This is a genomic window from Streptomyces sp. NPDC086777 (assembly GCF_040702065.1).
Classification (GTDB): domain Bacteria; phylum Actinomycetota; class Actinomycetes; order Streptomycetales; family Streptomycetaceae; genus Streptomyces.
Genome location: NZ_JBFBJI010000005.1, coordinates 307,604 through 326,556 on the forward strand (window position 1 = coordinate 307,604; position 18,953 = coordinate 326,556).

The 18,953-nt window shown below is 71.8% G+C and carries 16 protein-coding genes and 1 pseudogene; 1 reads left to right on the plus strand and 16 read right to left on the minus strand.

The window, feature by feature from the left end; genetic code table 11:
• Positions 1-121 precede the first annotated feature (121 nt).
• From AB0472_RS10320 to AB0472_RS10385, 14 genes and pseudogenes are all read right to left on the minus strand, one after another.
• Complete coding sequence (locus AB0472_RS10320; protein ID WP_366355113.1) at positions 122-1,360, minus strand: 4-hydroxybenzoate 3-monooxygenase; 1,239 nt, start codon at positions 1,358-1,360, stop codon at positions 122-124.
• Positions 1,361-1,532: 172 nt separating this feature from the next.
• The gene (locus AB0472_RS10325) at positions 1,533-1,649 is read right to left on the minus strand and encodes an excalibur calcium-binding domain-containing protein (RefSeq protein WP_366355195.1); all 117 of its coding nucleotides are present in this window, start codon (positions 1,647-1,649) and stop codon (positions 1,533-1,535) included.
• A gap of 50 nt (positions 1,650-1,699) precedes the next feature.
• On the minus strand, positions 1,700-2,875 hold the full coding sequence (locus AB0472_RS10330; protein ID WP_366355115.1) for a cytochrome P450: 1,176 nt from the start codon (positions 2,873-2,875) through the stop codon (positions 1,700-1,702).
• A gap of 313 nt (positions 2,876-3,188) precedes the next feature.
• Complete coding sequence (locus tag AB0472_RS10335) at positions 3,189-4,127, minus strand: lysylphosphatidylglycerol synthase domain-containing protein (protein ID WP_366355117.1); 939 nt, start codon at positions 4,125-4,127, stop codon at positions 3,189-3,191.
• Positions 4,128-4,132: 5 nt separating this feature from the next.
• Positions 4,133-5,617, minus strand: a complete 1,485-nt coding sequence (locus AB0472_RS10340; RefSeq protein ID WP_366355119.1) for a hypothetical protein — start codon at positions 5,615-5,617, stop codon at positions 4,133-4,135.
• Positions 5,618-5,761: 144 nt separating this feature from the next.
• Positions 5,762-6,430 carry a response regulator transcription factor gene (locus AB0472_RS10345; protein WP_366355122.1) on the minus strand — a complete coding sequence of 223 codons (669 nt, stop codon included), beginning with the start codon at positions 6,428-6,430 and terminating at the stop codon, positions 5,762-5,764.
• A complete protein-coding gene (locus AB0472_RS10350) occupies positions 6,427-7,716 on the minus strand; it encodes a sensor histidine kinase (RefSeq protein ID WP_366355197.1) in 1,290 nt (429 codons plus the stop codon). The genes AB0472_RS10345 and AB0472_RS10350 overlap by 4 nt, the downstream gene beginning before the upstream one ends.
• Before the next feature lie 40 nt (positions 7,717-7,756).
• Positions 7,757-8,599 (minus strand): ABC transporter permease, encoded by an 843-nt coding sequence (locus AB0472_RS10355; RefSeq protein ID WP_366355124.1) that lies wholly within the window; start codon positions 8,597-8,599, stop codon positions 7,757-7,759.
• Complete coding sequence (locus AB0472_RS10360; RefSeq protein ID WP_366355126.1) at positions 8,596-9,540, minus strand: ATP-binding cassette domain-containing protein; 945 nt, start codon at positions 9,538-9,540, stop codon at positions 8,596-8,598. The genes AB0472_RS10355 and AB0472_RS10360 overlap by 4 nt, the downstream gene beginning before the upstream one ends.
• 243 nt (positions 9,541-9,783) lie before the next feature.
• Complete coding sequence (locus tag AB0472_RS10365) at positions 9,784-10,641, minus strand: hypothetical protein (protein ID WP_366355128.1); 858 nt, start codon at positions 10,639-10,641, stop codon at positions 9,784-9,786.
• Between the two features lie 206 nt (positions 10,642-10,847).
• Positions 10,848-10,964, minus strand: a pseudogene (locus tag AB0472_RS10370) (hypothetical protein); the annotation flags it as partial.
• A 79-nt stretch (positions 10,965-11,043) separates the two neighbouring features.
• Entirely contained in the window at positions 11,044-12,318 is a 1,275-nt protein-coding gene (locus AB0472_RS10375; protein WP_366355130.1) for a hypothetical protein, read from the minus strand.
• Between the two features lie 38 nt (positions 12,319-12,356).
• The gene (locus tag AB0472_RS10380; RefSeq protein ID WP_366355132.1) at positions 12,357-13,625 is read right to left on the minus strand and encodes a HAMP domain-containing sensor histidine kinase; all 1,269 of its coding nucleotides are present in this window, start codon (positions 13,623-13,625) and stop codon (positions 12,357-12,359) included.
• Entirely contained in the window at positions 13,616-14,269 is a 654-nt protein-coding gene (locus tag AB0472_RS10385; RefSeq protein WP_366355134.1) for a response regulator transcription factor, read from the minus strand. Before AB0472_RS10385 ends, AB0472_RS10380 begins: the two co-directional genes overlap by 10 nt.
• Positions 14,270-14,889: 620 nt before the next feature.
• On the opposite strand from AB0472_RS10385, the gene AB0472_RS10390 reads away from it, so the two are divergent.
• The gene (locus AB0472_RS10390; protein WP_366355135.1) at positions 14,890-15,318 is read left to right on the plus strand and encodes a BlaI/MecI/CopY family transcriptional regulator; all 429 of its coding nucleotides are present in this window, start codon (positions 14,890-14,892) and stop codon (positions 15,316-15,318) included.
• A gap of 234 nt (positions 15,319-15,552) precedes the next feature.
• On the opposite strand, the gene AB0472_RS10395 is transcribed toward AB0472_RS10390, so the two are convergent.
• Positions 15,553-16,230 (minus strand): phosphatase PAP2 family protein, encoded by a 678-nt coding sequence (locus AB0472_RS10395; RefSeq protein WP_366355137.1) that lies wholly within the window; start codon positions 16,228-16,230, stop codon positions 15,553-15,555.
• Between the two features lie 251 nt (positions 16,231-16,481).
• Positions 16,482-18,938 (minus strand): transglycosylase domain-containing protein, encoded by a 2,457-nt coding sequence (locus tag AB0472_RS10400; RefSeq protein ID WP_366355139.1) that lies wholly within the window; start codon positions 18,936-18,938, stop codon positions 16,482-16,484.
• Positions 18,939-18,953: the final 15 nt, after the last annotated feature.

Sequence of the window (18,953 nt, forward strand, 5' to 3'; positions counted from 1 at the left end):
TCGGGTAAACGGCGCATACGGATGTCGCGTGGCAGACGTGCGCCGCCCCGGGTGGACCTGGACAGGCGGTGGGCGGGCGAGGCGGTCGGCGGTGGCCGGTCCGCGCGCGCTCGTGTGGCGGTCAGCGGCCGGTGGAGGTGGGGCGCTCCTGCGCCGGGTCCACGCCGGCCATCAGTTCCGCGAAGGCCCGCACGGCCGCCGGGGAGGTGAAGAGCCGGTCGAGGCGGGCCCGGGCCAGACGGTGCAGGAAGGGACCGCAGTCGGTGCTGTCACCGGCGTCGTGGACCGTCCGGGTCAGCCAGTGCGAGAACTCCTGGTCGCTCCAGATGCGCCGGAGGCAGCGCTCGGAGTAGGTGCGCAGCGCGGTGTCGTCCCCGTCGCGGACGTGGTCGCGGACGGCGCGGGCGAAGAGGTCGGCGTCGTACAGGGCGAGGTTCATGCCCTTGCCGCCCATGGGGGACACGATGTGGGCGGCGTCTCCGACGAGGAACAGCCGGCCGTACTGCATGGGGTCGGTCACGAGGCTGCGCAGCCGGAAGGTCTCGCGGTCGGTGACCGGGCCCGCGGCCAGGCCGGGGTCGCCGAGCCGGGTGCGCAGTGCGTCCCACACCCGGTCGTCGGGCCATGCGCCGGGGAGGTCGCCGGGCGGGCACTGGAGGTAGTAGCGGCTGCTGTGCGGTCCGCGAGGGAAGTGCGCGGCGAAGCCCTGCGCGCTGACGGCGAGCAGGGGATGGGCGGGCGGCGGGGCGTCAGCGAGGACGGTGAGCCAGCCGATGCCGTGGTCGAAGGTGTGGGCGGTGAGGTGGCCGCCGGGCACGGCGGTGCGGGTGACACCGTGGTCACCGTCGCAGCCGGCGACGAACGCGCAGGTGATCGCGTGCGGGGTGCCGTCGGCGGAGCGGTAGCGGACCACCGGGCGCTGCCCCGTCAGGCCGTCCAGGGTGACGTCGGCCGCCTCGTGGCGCAGGTCGCCGCCGTCGGCGAGGTGGGCGGCGGTGAGCCGGTGCACGAGTACCTGCTGCGGGCACAGACGGGCCCCCGGCCCCTCCCCGCCGCCGCTGTCGTCGACGAGGTGGCTCACGCCGTCCACCCGGAACTCCAGAATGCCGTCGTGCGGCGGTCCGTCCAGCACCAGGTCGGCCAGGCCCCAGGACTCGAACATCCGCACGGCGCGGGCCTCCACGATGCCGGCGCGCTGCCGCTGCGCCACGTGCTCGCGGCTGCGGCGCTCCAGCACGACACAGTCCACGCCGCACCGGCGCAGCAGCGTGGCGACAGTCAGCCCGGCCGGACCCGCGCCGATCACGACAACGGTGGCGGACTCCCGCACCTCGTCCAACTGCCGCTGCGCATCCACCACTTGGCACCTCCGCGGCCAGCCTAGCCGCGCGACCGGCGCACCGGCTCCCCGCCACGCGGGTCGCCCACCGGACAAGGGCCGCCAAAACCTTCGCGAACGGTGTGGGAGCGGAGAGTGCCGAACCGGTCGCGGGTCCTGCTCGCGCCCCCTCCCCCGGCCCGGGCCGCCTCTGTCATTCGCAGGCGACGCCGTCGCCTTCCCGGTCGGGATGCGAGTCGTATCCGGGCTCGCCCCGGTGGAGGGGGGGTGACGCCGGCGGCGCGGGCTGCCGTGCAGTTCGCGGCAGCAGTCACCTGTTCGTGACGGACGTCCGCCCTGCCCGTCGGTCGTCGACGGCCGTCAGGCCGGAACGTCCCAGCGCACGTGGAGGGCGGCCGGCTTGCGGAAGACCAGACCGTGGGGGGTGGCCGGCCGCTGCGGGTCGACGCGGAGGCCGGGCAGGCGTTCGAGCAGGCGCTGGAGGGCGATGCGGGTTTCCAGGCGGGCCAGGTGGGCGGCCAGGCAGTGGTGCGGGCCGTGGGCGAAGGCCAGTTGAAGGCGGGCCTCCGCGCGCCGGACGTCGAACCGGTCCGGGTCGGTGAAGACGGCCGGGTCGCGGTTGGCGCCGGTCAGAGAGACGCTGACGAGGTCGCCGCGGCGGACGGCGGCCGACCCGAGCACGGTGTCTCGAGTGGCGTACCGGTCCACCACGGCCGCGCCGGGCTCCAGCCGCAGGGACTCCTCGACGGCTCCGTCCAGCAAGCCCGAATCGGCCCGCACCAGGGCGAGTTGGTCGGGGTTCTGGAGCAGGTGCAGCAGGGCGTTGGTGATCATTGCTTCGGTCGTCTCGATGCCGCCGAACATCAGCACCGCCGCGTTGGAGGCCACTTCGGGCACGTCCAGGTGCTCGGCCGCGGAGACGAGGAGCGAGGAGGCCTGCGGGTCGGCGACGGTCGCCTCGACGGCGGCCCGCAGCTGTCGGTAGGCGGCGGCACCGGCCGGGCCCGCCGTCAGGCCCTCGGTGATGTCCGAGACGGACCGGACGATGGCGTCGTACCAGGAGAGCACCGTGTCGGTGGTCGTCCCGACCAGCCCGAGGGCGTCGGTGACGACGGCCACCGCGAGCGGTCCGGCGAAGGCGCGGCGCAGTTCGGCGGTGCCCTCTGGTTCCAGTGCGGTGATGAGGCGGTCGGTCTCCCGTTCTATGAACGCGGCGAAGTTGTCGTGCACCCTTCGGGGCCGGAAGGGGGCGGCGAAGGGCTCGCGGTGACGGGCGTGCGCGGCGCCGTCCAGGGACAGCATGCTCGGTCCGACGACCTGGGCGGTCGTGAAGCGGGGGTCGTCGACGGTGTAGGTGACCGAGTCCCTCATCACGTCCAGCCCGAGGTCGCGGCGGGTGACCAGCCAGCCGTTCAGCTCGGGCAGCCACGACACCGGCTCGTGCGCGCGGAGCAGTGCGAGGCGCGGGTGCGGATCCCGGGCGAGTTCGGCGAGCGTGGTCGAGGCTCCGAGGGGGAACGAGACGGCGGTGCTCATCGCGCTGTCCGGCCGGGAAGAAGGAATCGGTTCACGGGGCATCTTGACGTGCCGCCTGTCCTGAAGTCCACAAATGCCGGCCCGGAGGCGTCTGCCCCTCCCGGAGGCCTCCTGCTTCACCGCGCTGTGCGGGCACCTGTGCCCGTCCGACCGGCGCTCCAAGGGGAAGGGCCGGGCCACCAGTTGGGCGAAGGTGCGGCCGTGCGGAGCCGCCCGGTACGCCGGCATGCCGGCGAACGTCGGTGGCTGTTCCCAGCGACTGGAATCGAGGGCGCGGGCAGAGGGCCCCCGGTACGAGGAACACCTCGCCGTCTCACAGGGCCGAGCGGCGGGCCAGTAGCGCCAGGACCAGCAGCCCGGGAGCCATCGGCAGCCATCCGGTCAGCAGGCGGTAGCCGAGGACCGTCGTCACCGCCTGTGCTCCCGGCGCACCGGCCGCCGTGAGCGCGAGAGCGAGCGCGGCGTCCAAAGACCCCAGCCCGCCCGGCGTCGGCAGCAGCGCTGCCGCGCCACTGGCGACCAGGTAGGCCATGACCACGCGGTTCGCGGGGAGGCCGAGGCCGATCGCATGGATCACGGCCAGGACCACACCGGCATGCAGCAGAGTGAACGCGACCGACCCGCCCCACAGCGCACAGGCCCGCGCCGGACACCGGTGTACGTCCCGCACGTCGGCGAAGGCCCGGGCCACCGTTCGTCTGAGGCGACCGCTGATCGCGGCCGTGATGACGACGACCGCGGCCGCCACCGGCAGCAGGACCAGGACGTGCGGGAACCGCGCGGACAGATGGACCGTGCCGGGCGAAGCGACCAGCAGGGCCACACCCAGCGCACACCGCACCAATCCGCCGACGACCGCCTTCACCGCCAGCGCGGTCGCCGAGCGCCGGGTGGAAAGCCCGCACCGCGTCAGGAACCGCAGGTTGACCATCGTCGCTCCGGCACCCACCGGGAGGAGGTGGTTGGCGGCGCCGGCCGCGAACTGTGCCGCCACCAGCCGCCCCCTGGGCAGCCGTTCGACCACCGCCCCCTGCTGTGCCACGGCCGCGCACACCCAGGTGCCCATCGCGGCGACGCAGGCGAGCACCAGCCACTCCCCGTCGGCTGCGGCCAGCCGGTCGGTGCCGCTGTCCAGCGTGGCCCAGTGCGCGACGAGCACCCCGCTCCCGGCGACCAACACCACCACAGTGATACCCAGTTGGACGTACAGGCGCCTGCCCGGGCTGATCGGTATCCTCTCGGTCGCGGTCACGACGTTCACCTGCCCTGCCGTACGGCGGGAGCCAGGTACGCCCGGAGAGCGCCGACCCGCTCCGCGGTCCAGGTGCGGGCGTAGGCGGGCGGCCGGCTTCCCGGCCGAGCGAGAACGGCGAAGGCCGTGCCGTGGGCGGCGCGCTTCAGCTCGACCACGGTGGTGCTGGCGTCGTGCCCCGCGGTCTGGGCGGAGCCGCAGCCGGCGGAGTAGGCGACGGGCACGGCGTCGTAGCCGCTGAGCAGGCACGGCGGCCGTACGCCACGTGTGCGGAGGGCGGCGGCGGTGCGGGCCCAGTCGGCGCGCGAGACGGCGGAGCTGTGCACGGTGTGCTCCAGGACGACGTACTGCACGGCCAGATGACCTGCCAGGCCGACCGCCACCAGACCGACGGCCAGGGCGCGCCCGGCCCGGCGGACCGGGGCGGTGGCCAGGTGGACGAGGCCCAGGGCGACGGGGAGGGCGAGCAGGGCGTAGGCGGGCAGCAGGAAGCGGGGGGCCGCGTAGCCGATGAGGAACAGGTAGGGGATCGCGGCCGTGACGGCGCAGGCCCCCGGCAGCAGGACGGGCAGCGCGCGGCGGGCGCGGACGGCGGCCACCGTACCGAGGGCGGCGAGCAGCGGCAGCGCGAACCACCACAGGGTCACCGCCGGGCTGGGGGCCCCTCCGGTGCAGGGGCGGCACAGGGTGCGACCGCCGAGGCTGCGCAGTTGGTCGACCACGGCGAGGTGCCAGCCGAGGCCGCCCTGGATGGCGGAGGCGGCGGACAGGCGCCGCGCCGGGCCGCCGTAGCTCGTGTACGCCTCGATCACCCACTCGCCGGCACCCGCCACCAGCCCCGCGGCCAGTACGGCGAGCAGACGCGGGCGGCGGAGGGCGAGAGCGAGCAGGGGCAGCACGACGTAGACCGCGTCCATCGGGCGCATCCAGGCCATCAGCGCCGCGCCCGCGAACACACCCCACCAGGCCGCCCGGTCCCGGGCCTTGGCGCGGGCGCGCAGGAAGCAGCCGACGCAGGCCAGGGCGCCGATGGCGACCCAATAGTTGGGCATGGCCTGGGAACCGTAGAACAGCGTCACCCACAGCGAGGCGAACAGGGCGCCCGCGAGGGCCAGGGCACCGGGCCCGAGGTGGCCCCGCCAGACGCGCAGGGCGAGGTAGAGGGCGAGGCCGGAGAGGACGGCCAGGTAGGTCCGGAGCAGGACGGTGGAGTCGGACCACGACGCGATCGGAGCGACGAGCAGCGAGATGCCGCGGGAGCGGGGCGCGCTGAAGTAGGCGGCGGGAACGTGACCGCTAACCTGGCTGACGTAGACGGACTCGTCCCAGCCGAGGCCGAGGTCCGGTCGGACGAGGACGAGCTGGGCGAGCGTGAAGGCGGCCGCGACCGCCGCGAGCCGGGGCTCGCCCCGGCCACGACGGCCGGTGTCCCCCGCATCGGCGTCCCCGCGCGGGTTGTCCGGCTCCGGCGAGGTCGAGCCCTCGGTCATCGTTTACCTCTCGTCGTCGCACGCCGCCGAACCGGCCACCGGGCCGGAACCTCCTACAGTCCGCAGGAGGGCATCCCACCCTACGGCTTGTAGGGTGAGAGGCGGGTGAGAAGACGCCCGTTCCCGTCAAACCGCACGTTCCCGTCAGCCGGTGCCGGGACGGGCGATCCCCTGGTCGTAGGCGAAGATGACGGCCTGGACGCGGTCGCGGGCGCCGATCTTGGCCAGGACGCGGCCCACGTGCGTCTTCACGGTGGACTCCGACACGACGAAGCGCGCGGCGATCTCGCCGTTGGTCCACCCCTTGCCGATGGCGACGAGGATCTCGCGCTCGCGTTCGGTCAGGGAGGCCAGGCGCGGGTCCGCGCCCGGGTCGCCCCTTGTGGCGGGCACGTGCCGGGCGTACTCGTCCAGGATGCGGCGGGTGAGGGCCGGCGCGATCACCGCGTCGCCCCCGGCGACCGCGCGGATCCCGGCGAGGAGCTCATCGGGGCGCGCGTCCTTGAGGAGGAAGCCGCTGGCTCCGGCGCGCAGGGCGGCATGCACGTACTCGTCGAGGTCGAAGGTGGTCAGCACGAGGACCCGGGACCGCCCGCCGGCCTGGGCGATCCGGCGGGTCGCCTCGATGCCGTCCATGCCGGGCATCCGCACGTCCATCAGCACGACGTCGGGACGGAGTTCGGCGGTCCTGCGGACGGCCTCGGAGCCGTTCTCGGCCTCGCCGACCACCTCCGTCTCGGGCATGGAGTCCAGCAGCACCCGGAAGCCGTAGCGCTGCAGCTGCTGGTCGTCGACGACGAGTACCGTGGTCACCGCCTTCCTCCCCGCGGTGTCAGGTCGAGGGCGGCCTCCACGGCCCAGCCCCCGTCGGCCGCGGGTCCGGCGCTCACGGTCCCTCCGTACAGCGCCGCTCGCTCGCGCATGCCCACCAGTCCATGTCCTTCCTCGTTCCATGATCCGGCGGGCCCGGCCGGGCCGTTGTCCCGGATCCGGATGACCAGCCGCTCGTCCGCGACGACCACCGTCAGGTTCACCCGGGTGCCGGCACCGGCGTGCTTCAGGGTGTTCGTCAGGGCTTCCTGGACGATCCGGTAGACCGTCAGCTGCATCCCGCGGTCCAGGGCGTCCACCTCGCCGACGGTGCGGTAGACGATCTCGAGGCCGGCGGTGCGTACGCCGTCGCACAGCGTCTCGATGTCTGCGAGCCCCGGCTGGGGGCTGAGTTCGGGTGCCTGGCGGGCGCCCTCCGATGCCTCGCGCAGGACACCGAGCACCCGGCGCAGCTCGCCGAGGGCGGTGCGGCCGGTGTCGCCGATGAGCTGGAGGGCCTCCTTGCCCCGTTCGGGAGCGGTGTCGGTGGCGTACGCACCGGCGTCGGCCAGGGTGATCATGACGGACAGGTTGTGGCCGACGATGTCGTGCATCTCACGGGCCACCCGGGCGCGTTCCGTGGCGGTCGCCAGCCTGATGCGCTGGTCGCGTTCCGTCTCCAGCCTGGCCGCCCGCTCCCGCAGCCCCGCGAGCTGCGCCCGCCGGGCCCGCACCATCAGGCCGACGGCCAGCGCCGCGGTCGCCGTGCTCAGCAGGAAGAACAGGGCGTCCCAGACGGACATGGCCGGCGAGACCCGCACCGCGACCAGCACCATCCCCGCCGCCATGACCGCACAGGCCCACGGCAGCCGGCGCAGCTGCCCGTGCAGGGCCAGGCTGTACAGGGCGACGAAGAGGGCCACGTCCGCACGCAGCACGGCGTCCAGCGACCACTGCAGGAGGAAGACCACGGCGATGGCGACGAAGGCCGCCATGGGGCGGCGGCGCCGCCACAGCAGCGGCAGCACCAGACCGGTCTGCAGGGCCAGCACGGCCGCCAGGGGCAGCTGGGTGAAGACGAACTGGAACCTGTGCCGGCCGTCCCCGTCCCCGTCCCCCACACGGCCGTGGTGCAACAGGTCCGGCAGACAGAACATGAGAAGGACCAGCACCACCACCGCGGTGTCCAGCACCCAGGGGCGGGCCAGGTCCGCCTGACGGAGCCGCTGGCCGACCCGGGCGAACCGGGCGACCAGCGGCCCCATCCCGCCGACGTCGTCAGTGATCATGCTGGTGCTCAAGGTTGTCACCTGCCCATGGTGCAGGCCGTCAGACGTCGCTGCGCACCAACCGGTACGCGGCCCCCGCGAGCGCGAGCACCGTCCAGCCGAGGAAGACCAGCAGCCCTGCGGTGGGCGACAGGGTGGTGCTGTCGTGGGTCAGGGCGAACATCGCCTCGCCCGCGTTGCTCGGCAGGTAGGGGCTGATGTCGTCCTGCCAGGAACTGGGCAGCAGGGAGATCAGGCCCGGGACGAGCATCAGGGAGGCGACCAGGACCGAGATGCCGCCGGCCACCGACCGCAGCAGGGCGCCCAGGGCGGTGCCGATGACGCCGACCAGGCCGAGGTACAGGCCGGCGCCCAGCAGACTTCGTACGACGCCCGGGTGGGTGAAACCCATGGCGGCGGGCGTACCGGAGACGATGCCGCTGCCGAACCCGAAGGCGACGAACGCGCCGATGGTGGCAACCATCAGCGCGACCACCCCGAACACGGCCGCCTTCGACCACAGGACGGGCAGCCGACGGGGCACCGCCGCGAGCGTCGAGCGGATCATCCCGGTGGAATACTCCCCCGCCGTGACCAGCACACCGAGCACACCGAGGGCGAGCTGCGCGAAGTTGGTGCCGAAGAGGGACAGGCTCACGGCCGTCGCGGTGGCGAAGTCACGGTCCTGGTGCGGGGAGCCGACGCCGGACCTGTAGTGGTTCGCGGCGATGAGCCCGAAGGCGACCAGGAAGAGCAGGCCGAGGCCCAGGGTGATCCAGGTCGAGCGCAGTGACCACAGCTTGGCCCACTCCGAGGCCAGCACGCGCCGTCCGGTCACCCGGTAGGCGGGGCGGGGCGCGGCCGCCGGGGGCGCCTCGGCAGTCGTGGTGAGGGTGGTGCTCATGCGGACCTCCCGACGGTCTCGAGGGTGTCGACGGTCGTGGAGCCGTGGTACTCCACGGCATCCCTGGTCAGGTTCATGAACGCCTCCTCCAACGACACCGTCCGCGCGGTCAGCTCGAACAGCGCGATCCCGTGCTCGGCCGCCTTCGAGCCGATTTCCCGCGCGCTCAGCCCGGTCACCTGGAGTTCCTCGGAGCCGGCCCGGCCGGTGATGTCGACCCCCGGTCCGGCCAGTGCCTCCCGCAACCGGGCCGGCTCCTGGGTGGCCACCTGCACCGTGTCGCCGCCCGCCGCTCTCACGAGGTCCGCCACGGTGGTGTCGGCCAGCAGGCGCCCGCGCCCCACGATGATCAGGTGGTCCGCGACCAGAGCCATCTCGCTCATCAGGTGCGAGGAGACGAACACGGTCCGTCCCTCGTCGGCGAGGGCCTTGAGCAGGTTGCGGATCCAGAGGACGCCTTCCGGGTCGAGCCCGTTGACCGGCTCGTCCAGCATCACCGTCTGCGGGTCACCCAGCAGCGCCGCCGCGATACCGAGCCGCTGCCCCATGCCCAGGGAGAACGCACCGGCCCGCTTCTTCGCCACGCTGCCCAGCCCCGCCATGTCGATGACCTCGTCGACCCGGCGCCGGGGAATCCCGTGGGTCAGCGCGAGCGCCAGAAGATGGTTGTAGGCGGAGCGGCCCGGGTGGATCGACTTCGCCTCCAGCAGCGCCCCGACCTCCTGCAACGGTGCCTGGTGGCCGGCGTAGCGGTGCCCGTTCACCGTGACGGAGCCGCTGGTCGGGGCGTCGAGTCCGACGATCATGCGCATGGTCGTGGACTTCCCTGCGCCGTTGGGCCCCAGGAAGCCGGTCACCGTGCCCGGCCGTACGGCGAAACCCAGGCCGTCGACGGCCGTCTTCTCCCCGTACCTCTTGGTCAGTTGCTGAGCGTCGATCATGCGCGTCTCTTCCTGTCGGAACCGGCGCCCCTGTGTCGCCCCTGACGCCTCACCGGCAACGTTAGGAGGCGAAACACCCTGATTCGGTGGTACCGGGGACTGATCCGCGCCCATCGGGTCGTACCGCGGTACTACGCGCCACTGCGCCCCTGGTCCCACCGTTCAGGTCGCGTTCAGGTTCGGTGTGCCATCGTCGCGGTCACGGACGCGGCCGGCCTCCGCAGCCTCTCCTGGGCCGGCCGGCTACGCCCGCTCGCCACGCCTCCTGCCTTCCTGGACGTGCGCGTAGGCCATGAGGCCGAGCAGGACGGCCAGCAGGACCGCGGAAGAGCCGGGGGTACCGAGATCGAGACCGCCCTTGGCGACCGGCTTGGTCAGGAAGTCGCCCGCGGTGGCGCCGAGCGGGCGGGTGAGGACGAACGCGATCCAGAACAGCAGGACGTTCGGGACCACGGGCACCTTCATCAGGGCGACCAGTACGGCGAGCAGCCCGGTCACCAGCAGCGCGCCGCCCGCGTAACCGAGCCCGGAGCTGTCGGACAGGAAGTCACCCATGGAGGTGCCCAGGGTGTTGGAGACGAGGATCGCCGACCAGAACAGAGCCTCACCGCGGAACGTGACGATGTCGCGGATCCGGAACGTCATTCCGCTCAGCCGCCAGACGGCGAAGACGACCAGCAGGATCGAGATGAGGATCGCCGCGCCGGCCGGGTAGCCGAGGCCGAGGCCCTGCGGCCCCCAGCCGAGAGACGTGGCGCCGCCGGACAGGTACCTGGTGCTGGCGTCGCGGTTCATGAAGTCGGACATCGTGGTGCCGGCCATGCTGGTGGACAGGATGACCGTCCAGTAGCAGAACGGGTTGTAGCGGCGGGACCCGAGCTGGACGACGAGGGTCACCACGAAGATCAGGAAAAGCGCGATCGTGGTGAGGAAGTAACCCAGCTTCAGGGTCTGGGAGAAGAGGTCGCCGGCCGTCTCGCCCAGGGTTGTCGCCGCGATCTTCATGATCCAGAAGGCGAGGGTGACCTCGGGCAGTTTCTTCATCACCGATGTCGTCGTGCTCGCGACGTCGAGATCGGTGAGATCGTTCGGCTGCTGCAAGGTGGGGGGCTCCTTGTGTGGTCGCAGGCCGAGGTGCTCGCCCGGCTGTGAGGGGCGAGCACCTTGCCACGTGGGCGACCGCGGTGGGGCGATCGCGATCAACGACCTTGGCAGCGACAACCTCAACACCTCCTGAACGCCGGCCCCGTCCCTGTTCAGGCGGCGTGGCGCGCGGCTTGCCGCGGCTGCGTGACGTCCTTCCGGGTCACCGTCGCTCCGGTCGGGCCGAGTCCGGCGTTCTCGTCGAACAGGTCGGCGGCGGTGTCCCCGACCGTCGTGCACAGCACCTTGGTGATCCAGAAGCAGACGGTGACCTCGGGCACCTGCCCTGACTGCCGTGCCGCATCTCCAACCGGGCGTGATCGGCGGCGACTCCGGCGGAGTCGCCGCCGATCAGGTCCGTCAGCGCAGGTCCGTGAGGAGGGTGCGGAGTTCGCCTTCCTGGTGGGCCGGCGACATCGGCGGGTTCGCGTGGTCGATGCCGAAGGTCTTCAGGACCTGGTCCATCTGGGCGTCGAGGAACGTCCATCCGGTGTTGTCCAGCGGCTGCAACGAAGCCTGGTCGGCATCCCAGAGATCGCGCAGCGACTGGGCAGCCGTGTGGGCCCCGGTAGCGTTCCCGGACTGTGCGTCCCTGAGTGAGGTCGAGGCCAGTGCCCTCAGCGCGTCGACCTTCGTGGACGGGAACTTCTGCACGGCCTGGCCGGGGGCCAGGTGAACGGTGGAGGTGGCGTCTTCTTCCGGCGCCGGTCCGACGTGCGGCCGGCTGTGCGCCCACACCAGCAGGACCACGGTGGCGACGGCGAGGAGGCCGAAGCCCGCCAGCGCGGTGCGCTCCCTGCGCGGGTTCCCGGTGGTCTGCGGGGTGTGCGTGGCGTCGTAGGTCTCGGTCACGTCGGAACGCGTCACCGTCAGGTAGATGACGGTCGCCAGGATGAGGCCGAGGAAGATCAGACTGGTGGTGAAGGTGCCCAGCGCGAGGCCGGTCGGCTCGCCCGGCTGAGCGACCTTCGGGGAGGCGAGCCAGTCCCCGATGTTGGCGCCCAGCGGGCGGGTCAGGATGTAGGCGAGCCAGAAGGACAGCACCGGGTTCGCGCCGTACTTCCGCAGGAGTGCGATCGAGGCGATGAGGCCGAGCGGCAGCAGGACCGAGACTCCCGGGCTCCAGCCGGTGAGTTCGAGGGTCCAGTCGCCGGTCGCGGTGCCGAGCGCGAAGGTGACGAGAACGGTGAGCCAGTAGAACGACTCACGCGGCAGCGTGTTGACCGAGTGGATCGAGAGGGTGCGCTCGCGCAGCCACCACGTGCCGAAGACCACGGCGAGCAGGACCGAGAAGACCGTGGTGCTGATCCACAGCGGCACGTTGAGCTGGTCGGTGAGGATGTCGGTGTAGAGCGTGCCCGTGACGCTGACGACGACCACGGTCAGCCAGTACGGGAACGGGACGTACCGCTTCAGCCGCAGCTGGACGCCCAGGACCACGACGAACACCGCGGTGAAGATCCAGGCCGTGTTCACCAGGCCGACGCCCAGCTTCATGTTGATCCAGTCGGCGAAGCTCTCGCCGACGGTCGTGCAGAGGATCTTGATCACCCAGAACCAGACGGTGACCTCGGGAACCTTGTTCAGCATCAGCCGCCCACTGCGGCGCGTGCGGGCTTCGCTCGTCGTTGTCATGCGCCGAGACTGGCTCGGCCGACCTGCACACAACCTGACTACGCGATCGTCCCTGCCGTGGGGAAGGTCACCTCGACGCGCCCGTGACCATCCGCGATCGCCCGGACCGCCACTCCTGCGGACACCGCGAGACGTTTTACCACCGCCAGCCCCAACCCGTGCCCGTCGCCGCTGGTCACGCCCGCTTCGAAGACCCGGTCGACCTCCGCCGGGTCGAACCCGGGACCGTCGTCGAGGACATCGATCACGACCCCCTGGGACTGGACGCGCGCCGTGACCCAGACGCGCGAACTCGCATGCCGCAGGCCGTTGTCCAGCAGGGGGGACAACACAGCCACGACGAGTTCGGTCGCCACGGCGACATCGACGTCGGCCGGGATCGCGAGTTCGACGGCGCGTCCGGCGATCGCCTGTCGGGCCGCCGCCCTGAGATCGCAGCGGGTACCGCCGTCGATCCGGGTCCGGGCGGCGCCGAGAATCGTGGTGATCGCCGTGTTCAGGCGGTCGACCTCGGTCAGAACGGTCTCCGGTGCCACCTGCTGACCGGAGAGCTGCGCCAGCTGTGCCTCGCCCCGCAGGGCCGTCAGGGGCGTCCTCAGCTCGTGGGCGATCTCGTCGGTGAGCCGGCGCTCGTCCGCGAGCGCGTTGTCCACGCGGTCGAGCAGGCGATCGAGGGTGCGCCCGAGCTCCCCGAACTCGTCGTGGGGAACGCCGAGGCCGAACCGGCGGCCGGGTTCGTGATCGCCCCACTCGTCGGCGAGAGCCGCCATGTCGTGCACCACCCGCAACGCACGACCCACCACGAGGTGCGCGACGACGCCCGCGAGCACGATCGAGATGCCGCCCAGGATCAGCGACATCGTCAGGCTGTGCTGCTCCGACGTCTCGTACGGCGTCAGGTCCACCCTCACGACCACCATGACGTGGTGGCCTTCCAGCCTGACCGGCTGAGCATACAGAAGGTGACTGCCGACCGTGGTGGTCCGGGACCGCCCGGAGCCGACGAGGGCGTCGACACGTTCGAGGACGCTGCCCGGCACGATCCCGTCGATGAGATGCCCGTCGGCGTACACCCACGAGACCGTGTCCAGCGCTTCGTTGCCGCCCTCGATCAGCACGACGTGGCCATCGCGTACGGCTACGTTCGCCGCCTCCGCCTCCGCACGCGTACGCGCCAGAGCGTTCGCATCGGCGTCGGTCACCTGGCTCAGCAACACGTGCGAGACCACCACCAGCACGGCGACCACCGCTGTCGCGATCAGAACCGCGAGGGCGACGACCCTCCCGCGGAAGCCTGTCACTCCCATCGGTAGCCCACCCCGCGGACCGTCGCCAGGCGATCGGCCACGCCCAGCGCACCGAGCTTGGTCCGCAGCCGGCGGACATAGGAGTCAAGGGTGTTGTCGCTGACCTGCGCGCCGTGCGGCCAGCCCGCGGCGACCAGGGCATGGCGGCGTACCGCGTCGCCCTGTGAGGAGATGAGCCTGCCCAGCAGCCGGAACTCGGTCGGCGTCAGACTCTCGCTCGTCGAACCGTGGATCACGACATGTTTCGCCGGATCGAGAACGACGCCCCTCGGTGGGGTCGCCGTGATGGTTCTGCGCAGCAGGGCGCGGACCCTGACCAGCAACTCCGGGATGTCGAACGGTTTCGTCATGTAGTCGTCGGCTCCCGCCTCGAAGCCGCCCACCTTGTGGTGCATGCCGTCCAGAGCCGTGAGCATCAGCACCGGGGCATCGACGCCACGGGCCCGCAACGCCACGCAGACATCGCGGCCGTCGGCGTCCGGGAGTCCCAGATCCAGGACGACCAGCTGAGGGACCGGCTCCAGCTGCCGCAGCAGGCCGTCCGCGGTGGAAGCGACCGCGACCGTATGGCCGTCATGCTCCAGTGCACGCTTGAGCACGTCACGGACCGCCACATCATCCTCACACACCACGACAAAAGCCACAGACCGACCCCATGCACTCCGCCAACGGTTCGCTGTTCTCCCTGCCCGGCGTGCCGGCGGTGCCCGGGACCGGCCCGTGCCGCCCGCCGACGACCCGCCACTGGGCGAATCTCCGTACCGGCACCGCCGGCGCGCCCGGACGGAAGGCCGGCGGAGCGCTGTCGGCTCGCAGCCACTCCCCGCGACTGCACGAAGGGGCGAAGCACGCCGGTCGTGATGTTCGCCGAGACAGGACCGCCGGTCCGCCCGGCACACCGAAGGCGGCCGGCAGGGAGTGGGCGTCGAGCGCGTTCGCAGCCGACCGGGACGCCACCGGAATCGTCGCCGTCATGGGGCAGGGTCCTTTCGGATGGATGAGTTCAGGCAGGCAACTGGCCGACCACAGTCTTGTAGACGCCTCCCGGAGCCCTGCCCCGGTTCCCGCGGTGCCCCCCACCGTACGGCCTTCGTCTACGTGATGTAGTAGTCGATCGGCTCCGCCGTGGGCGATCTCACCGCGCCCGCCTGCTGGACGGCGTACGTCAGCACCCGCCCCCTGGGCGCAAGGACACGTCCTGCAACGGGTAGGACACGGGCGGGTAGCCTGTACGCACCGACGGCGAGGGAAGGCGGACGGCGAGGTGACGGGCCAAGGAGACGAGGAAGCCCACGAGGCATCCGGGAGGCGGGCTCGCGGCCAACTCGAGGGCGATGTGCTCGCCGCGCTCTGGGCGGCAGACGGTCCGCAGACCGCGCGGGAGGTCCGCGAACAGCTGCCGGGCGACCTCGCCTACACGACGGTCCTCACCATCCTCTCCCGGCTGCACGACAAGGGCATGCTGATACGGCACCGCGAGGGCCGTGGCTATGCCTACGAGCCGGCCCGCGACGAGGCGTCGCACACCGCCCAGCGCATGCACTCCCTGCTGACGGGTGGCACCGACCGTCAGGCGGTGCTGGCCCGCTTCGTCTCGGAGCTGTCCGAACAGGACGAGCACCTGCTGCAGCAGCTGCTGTCCGGGAACGACGACGTACCCCCCGAGAGCCGGCATTCGCCCGGGAAGCAGTGAACCGGCGCTGATCAGCGTCCGGATCCCGTTCCTCGTCACAGCCGCGCTCGCACCACCTGTGGCGCACCGGCCGCCCCGCGCCCGGCGGCCCTGGCGACGGTCGCAAGCGGCAGGGCTACGCCTGGGGCCGGCTCCGGATCCGTCGGGGCGGGCCGGCATACGCGCGCCGCTCCCGCCCTTCCAGGCCTGGCCGGCACACAGCCGGCTCGCCGCCGGCCAGCAGCGGACTGGCGGTCAATGTGGATCTCCGGCAGCCACGGCTTGGCGGTCCGGTGCCGTGGTGGCGATGGGCCCGGTCGTCAGCCACGGGCGCAGCGGCCCGTGGCTCAGGGAGCCGACCAGCGGGGTGGCCCAGCGGCGCAGGGCCGAACTGACGAGGTAGGCGACCGGGAGGGCGACCGCAGCGGAGCCGAGGACGTCATGGGGGTAGTGGGCGCCGACATAGACCCGGCTGAAGCCCTCAAGGACGGCGAACACGGCGGCGACGGCGCTCAGCCGGCGGTCGAGCAGAAAGAGCGCCGCCACGGTCGCGGCGGCGACGGCGGCGTGCCCGCTGGGGAAGGCGTAGTCCGAAGGCGCCGGGCAGGTGTCGACGAAGTAGGCGTGGGGCACGGACCGGCAGGGCCGCACCTCCGCGACGAGCTTCTTGACGACCTCGGCGGCGGCGAACGCCGTCAGGACGGCGACCGGCGCTGCCAGCGCGACGGTCATCGCCTGCGGGCCACGGCGCCGTGCGGTCCACCAGCCCGCGATCATGAGGATGGCGAAGACCCCGAGACCGAGGTTGGTCCACACCTCCATGGGCGTGTTGAGCCACTTGGTGTCACGGGCGAAATCCGTGACCGAGATGAACGACGAGCCGTCGATGCCGGATCCGTCGAGGGCCAGTTGCGCGGTGGCGGCCGCGGCCATAGGGACAGGTCCTTCCGTCCGTGCGAGTGCGCCGGATGCTCACCGGATGAGCGAGCGGCAATGGGGCTCGGGCTCTGTCACCGGTCACCTCGCGCTTGCGACGTGACGTGTGGATGACATGGCGACGACGCCAGAGTGACCACACGGCCAATCTACTACATCTTGTAGGTGCGGGGCGGAGGGCCCGTTCGCCGCAGCGTGCGGGACCTGCGCCGTGGCGGCACAGGTGCAGCCCCGCACGGTGCGACGTCTCAGGGGCGGCCGCGGACGCCTGTCGGCGTCGGTGTGCCGCTCGTCGTCGTGGGTGTGGGCGAGGTGTTGCCGCCGGTCGTGCCGCCGAGGAGGCCGCCGCCGGTACCGCCAGTGGTTCCCGCGGTGTCGGTCGGCCCCGGGCTGACACAGTGCTTTCTGCGCCCGCGGCACGGTGCGGTGGTGCGGGTCGGGGTGGCCGGTGCGGTCGGGGTGGCCGTCGGGGTGCTCGGAGCCGCGGTGGCGGAGGGCGTGGGCGAAGGGGCACCGTATTCGTCCGTGGACCGACCGAGCGGGGGTGCGGGCGGGAACTGCTGGACGGGTTGCCCCTGAAGGGCGGCGGTCATGTAGCCGGTCCACACCTCGGTGGGCATGTCGGCGCCGAAGACCTTGGCGTAGCCGCCCACCCCCTGCATCGACCGGAGGCCGGCGTTCTTCGGGTTCTCCTTGAACATGCTCACGGCCGTGGTCAGTTGCGGGGTGTAGCCGATGAACCAGGCGGACTTGTAGTCGTCGGTCGTACCCGTCTTGCCGGCCACCGGGCGGCCCAGGGCCTGGGCGTTGGTACCGGTGCCGTTCTTGACGACGTCTCGCAGGACGTCGGTGACGGTGTCGGCGGTCGAGGCGGGCATGGCCGTGGCGCCCTTGGGCTTGCCGAAGCCGGTGAGCTGCCGGCCGTCGGCGACGACCTTGGTCACCGAGTACGGCTCGTGCTGGACCCCGCCGTCGTCGAAGGTGGCGTACACGTCCGCCATCCGGATCGCCGACGGCGTGGAGGTACCGATGTAGAAGCCCGGGGTGTCGTACTGCAGGCTCGTGTGCAGGAGGCCCGCCTTCAGGGCCTCGCTCTCCACGTTGTCGTAGCCGACGTACTCGCCGAGCTGCACGTAGGGGGTGTTGACCGACTGCTCCATCGCCTTGCGCAGGGTGATGTAACCCCACTTCGTGGACACGTCGTTGCGCTGGTGCAGGAGCCCCGTGGGGTCGTTCGCGTCCGGGAGCTCCTGGCCCTGCTGGTTCTTGATGGTGATGCCGTCGTCTCCGTCGAACTTCGAGGCCGGAGTGATCGGTGAGGCCGGCTGCCCCGGAGCGAGGACGGCGCCGTGGTCGAGGGCGGCGGCCAGGTCGACGGGTTTGAAGGTGGACCCGACCGGCACACCGGTCGCGTCCGCGTTGTCCGTCCAGTGCCCCTTGTTCCAGCCGGCCCCGCCGTACAGCGCCACGATCGCGCCGGTGGACGGATCGATCGACGCCGCGCCGACCTGGACGTCCTGGTCGGCCGCGCGGTGTCGCGGATCGAGATGCTTCCGCTCCATCGCCGTGACGGACGCCGACAGGGCACCGACCTTCTTCTTGTCGAAGGTGGTGTAGATCTGGTAGCCGCCGTGACCCAGCTGCTGGTCCGTGAGGGACGTGTGGGCCTCGACGTACTTCTCCGCGGCCTGCACCAGGTATCCGGTCTGCCCGGCCATGCCCGCCGACGGTGTGTACGGCTTGGGCGTGGGGAACCCCGCCGCGAGGAACTGCTGTTCCTGGGCGTCGGTGATCTCGTGGATCTTGGCCATCCGGTCCAGCACGTACGTCCAGCGCGCCTTGGCCTGGGCCTTGGCCCGCGGGTCGGAGTCGGCGTGCATCAGCAGGCTCGGCTCGTTGACCGTGGCGGCGATGAAGGCCCCCTGACTGACGTTCAGCTGGAAGGCGTGCACGTGGTAGTAGGTACGGGCGGCGGCCTCGATGCCGTAGGCGTCCCGGCCGTAGTAGCAGGTGTTGAGATAGCCCTGCAGTATCTGCTGCTTGGACAGCTGGTCGCCGATCTTCAGGGAGATCATGATCTCCCTCAGCTTGCGGGTGACCGACTGGTCCTGGCTGAGGTAGGTGTTCTTCACGAACTGCTGGGTGATGGTGGACCCCGACTGCACCTCACCTCCCATGGCCATGTGGTAGACGGCGCGGAGCATGCCCTGTGTGTCGACGCCCCGGTCGGAGTAGAAGGTGGCGTTCTCCGCGGCGAGGAAGTCCCACTGCACCAGCTTCGGCACCTGGGCGAGATCGACGTTCTGCCGGTTGGTCGCCCCCTGGGTGGTCATCACCGAGCCGTCCGACCAGTAATAGGTGTTGCTCTGCGCCTGCGTGCTGGGGTTCGCGCTGGGAATGGTCGTCGTGGCGTAGGCGTAGCCGACCAGCCCGAGCAGTCCGCCGACGAACAGCAGGAAGGTGCCGGACACCAGCTTCCACGACGGCAGCCACCGGCGGAGGCCGCGTCTGCCCGTCCGCGGGTAGTCGACCAGGCGGCGCCGGCCGGAACGTCCGGCGTCCGTGCGTCGCGTGCGCTCCGCACGGCGGGCGCGCCCGTTGCGGGACTGCGCAGCCTTGCGCGCGGCGGCCCGGCCACCGTGGTGCGGGCCGTCGGGGCCGGACGGTGTGGTCTGCCCCGACGATCGGCGCCGGTGTTCGCTCATTCTCGCCACTCCTCA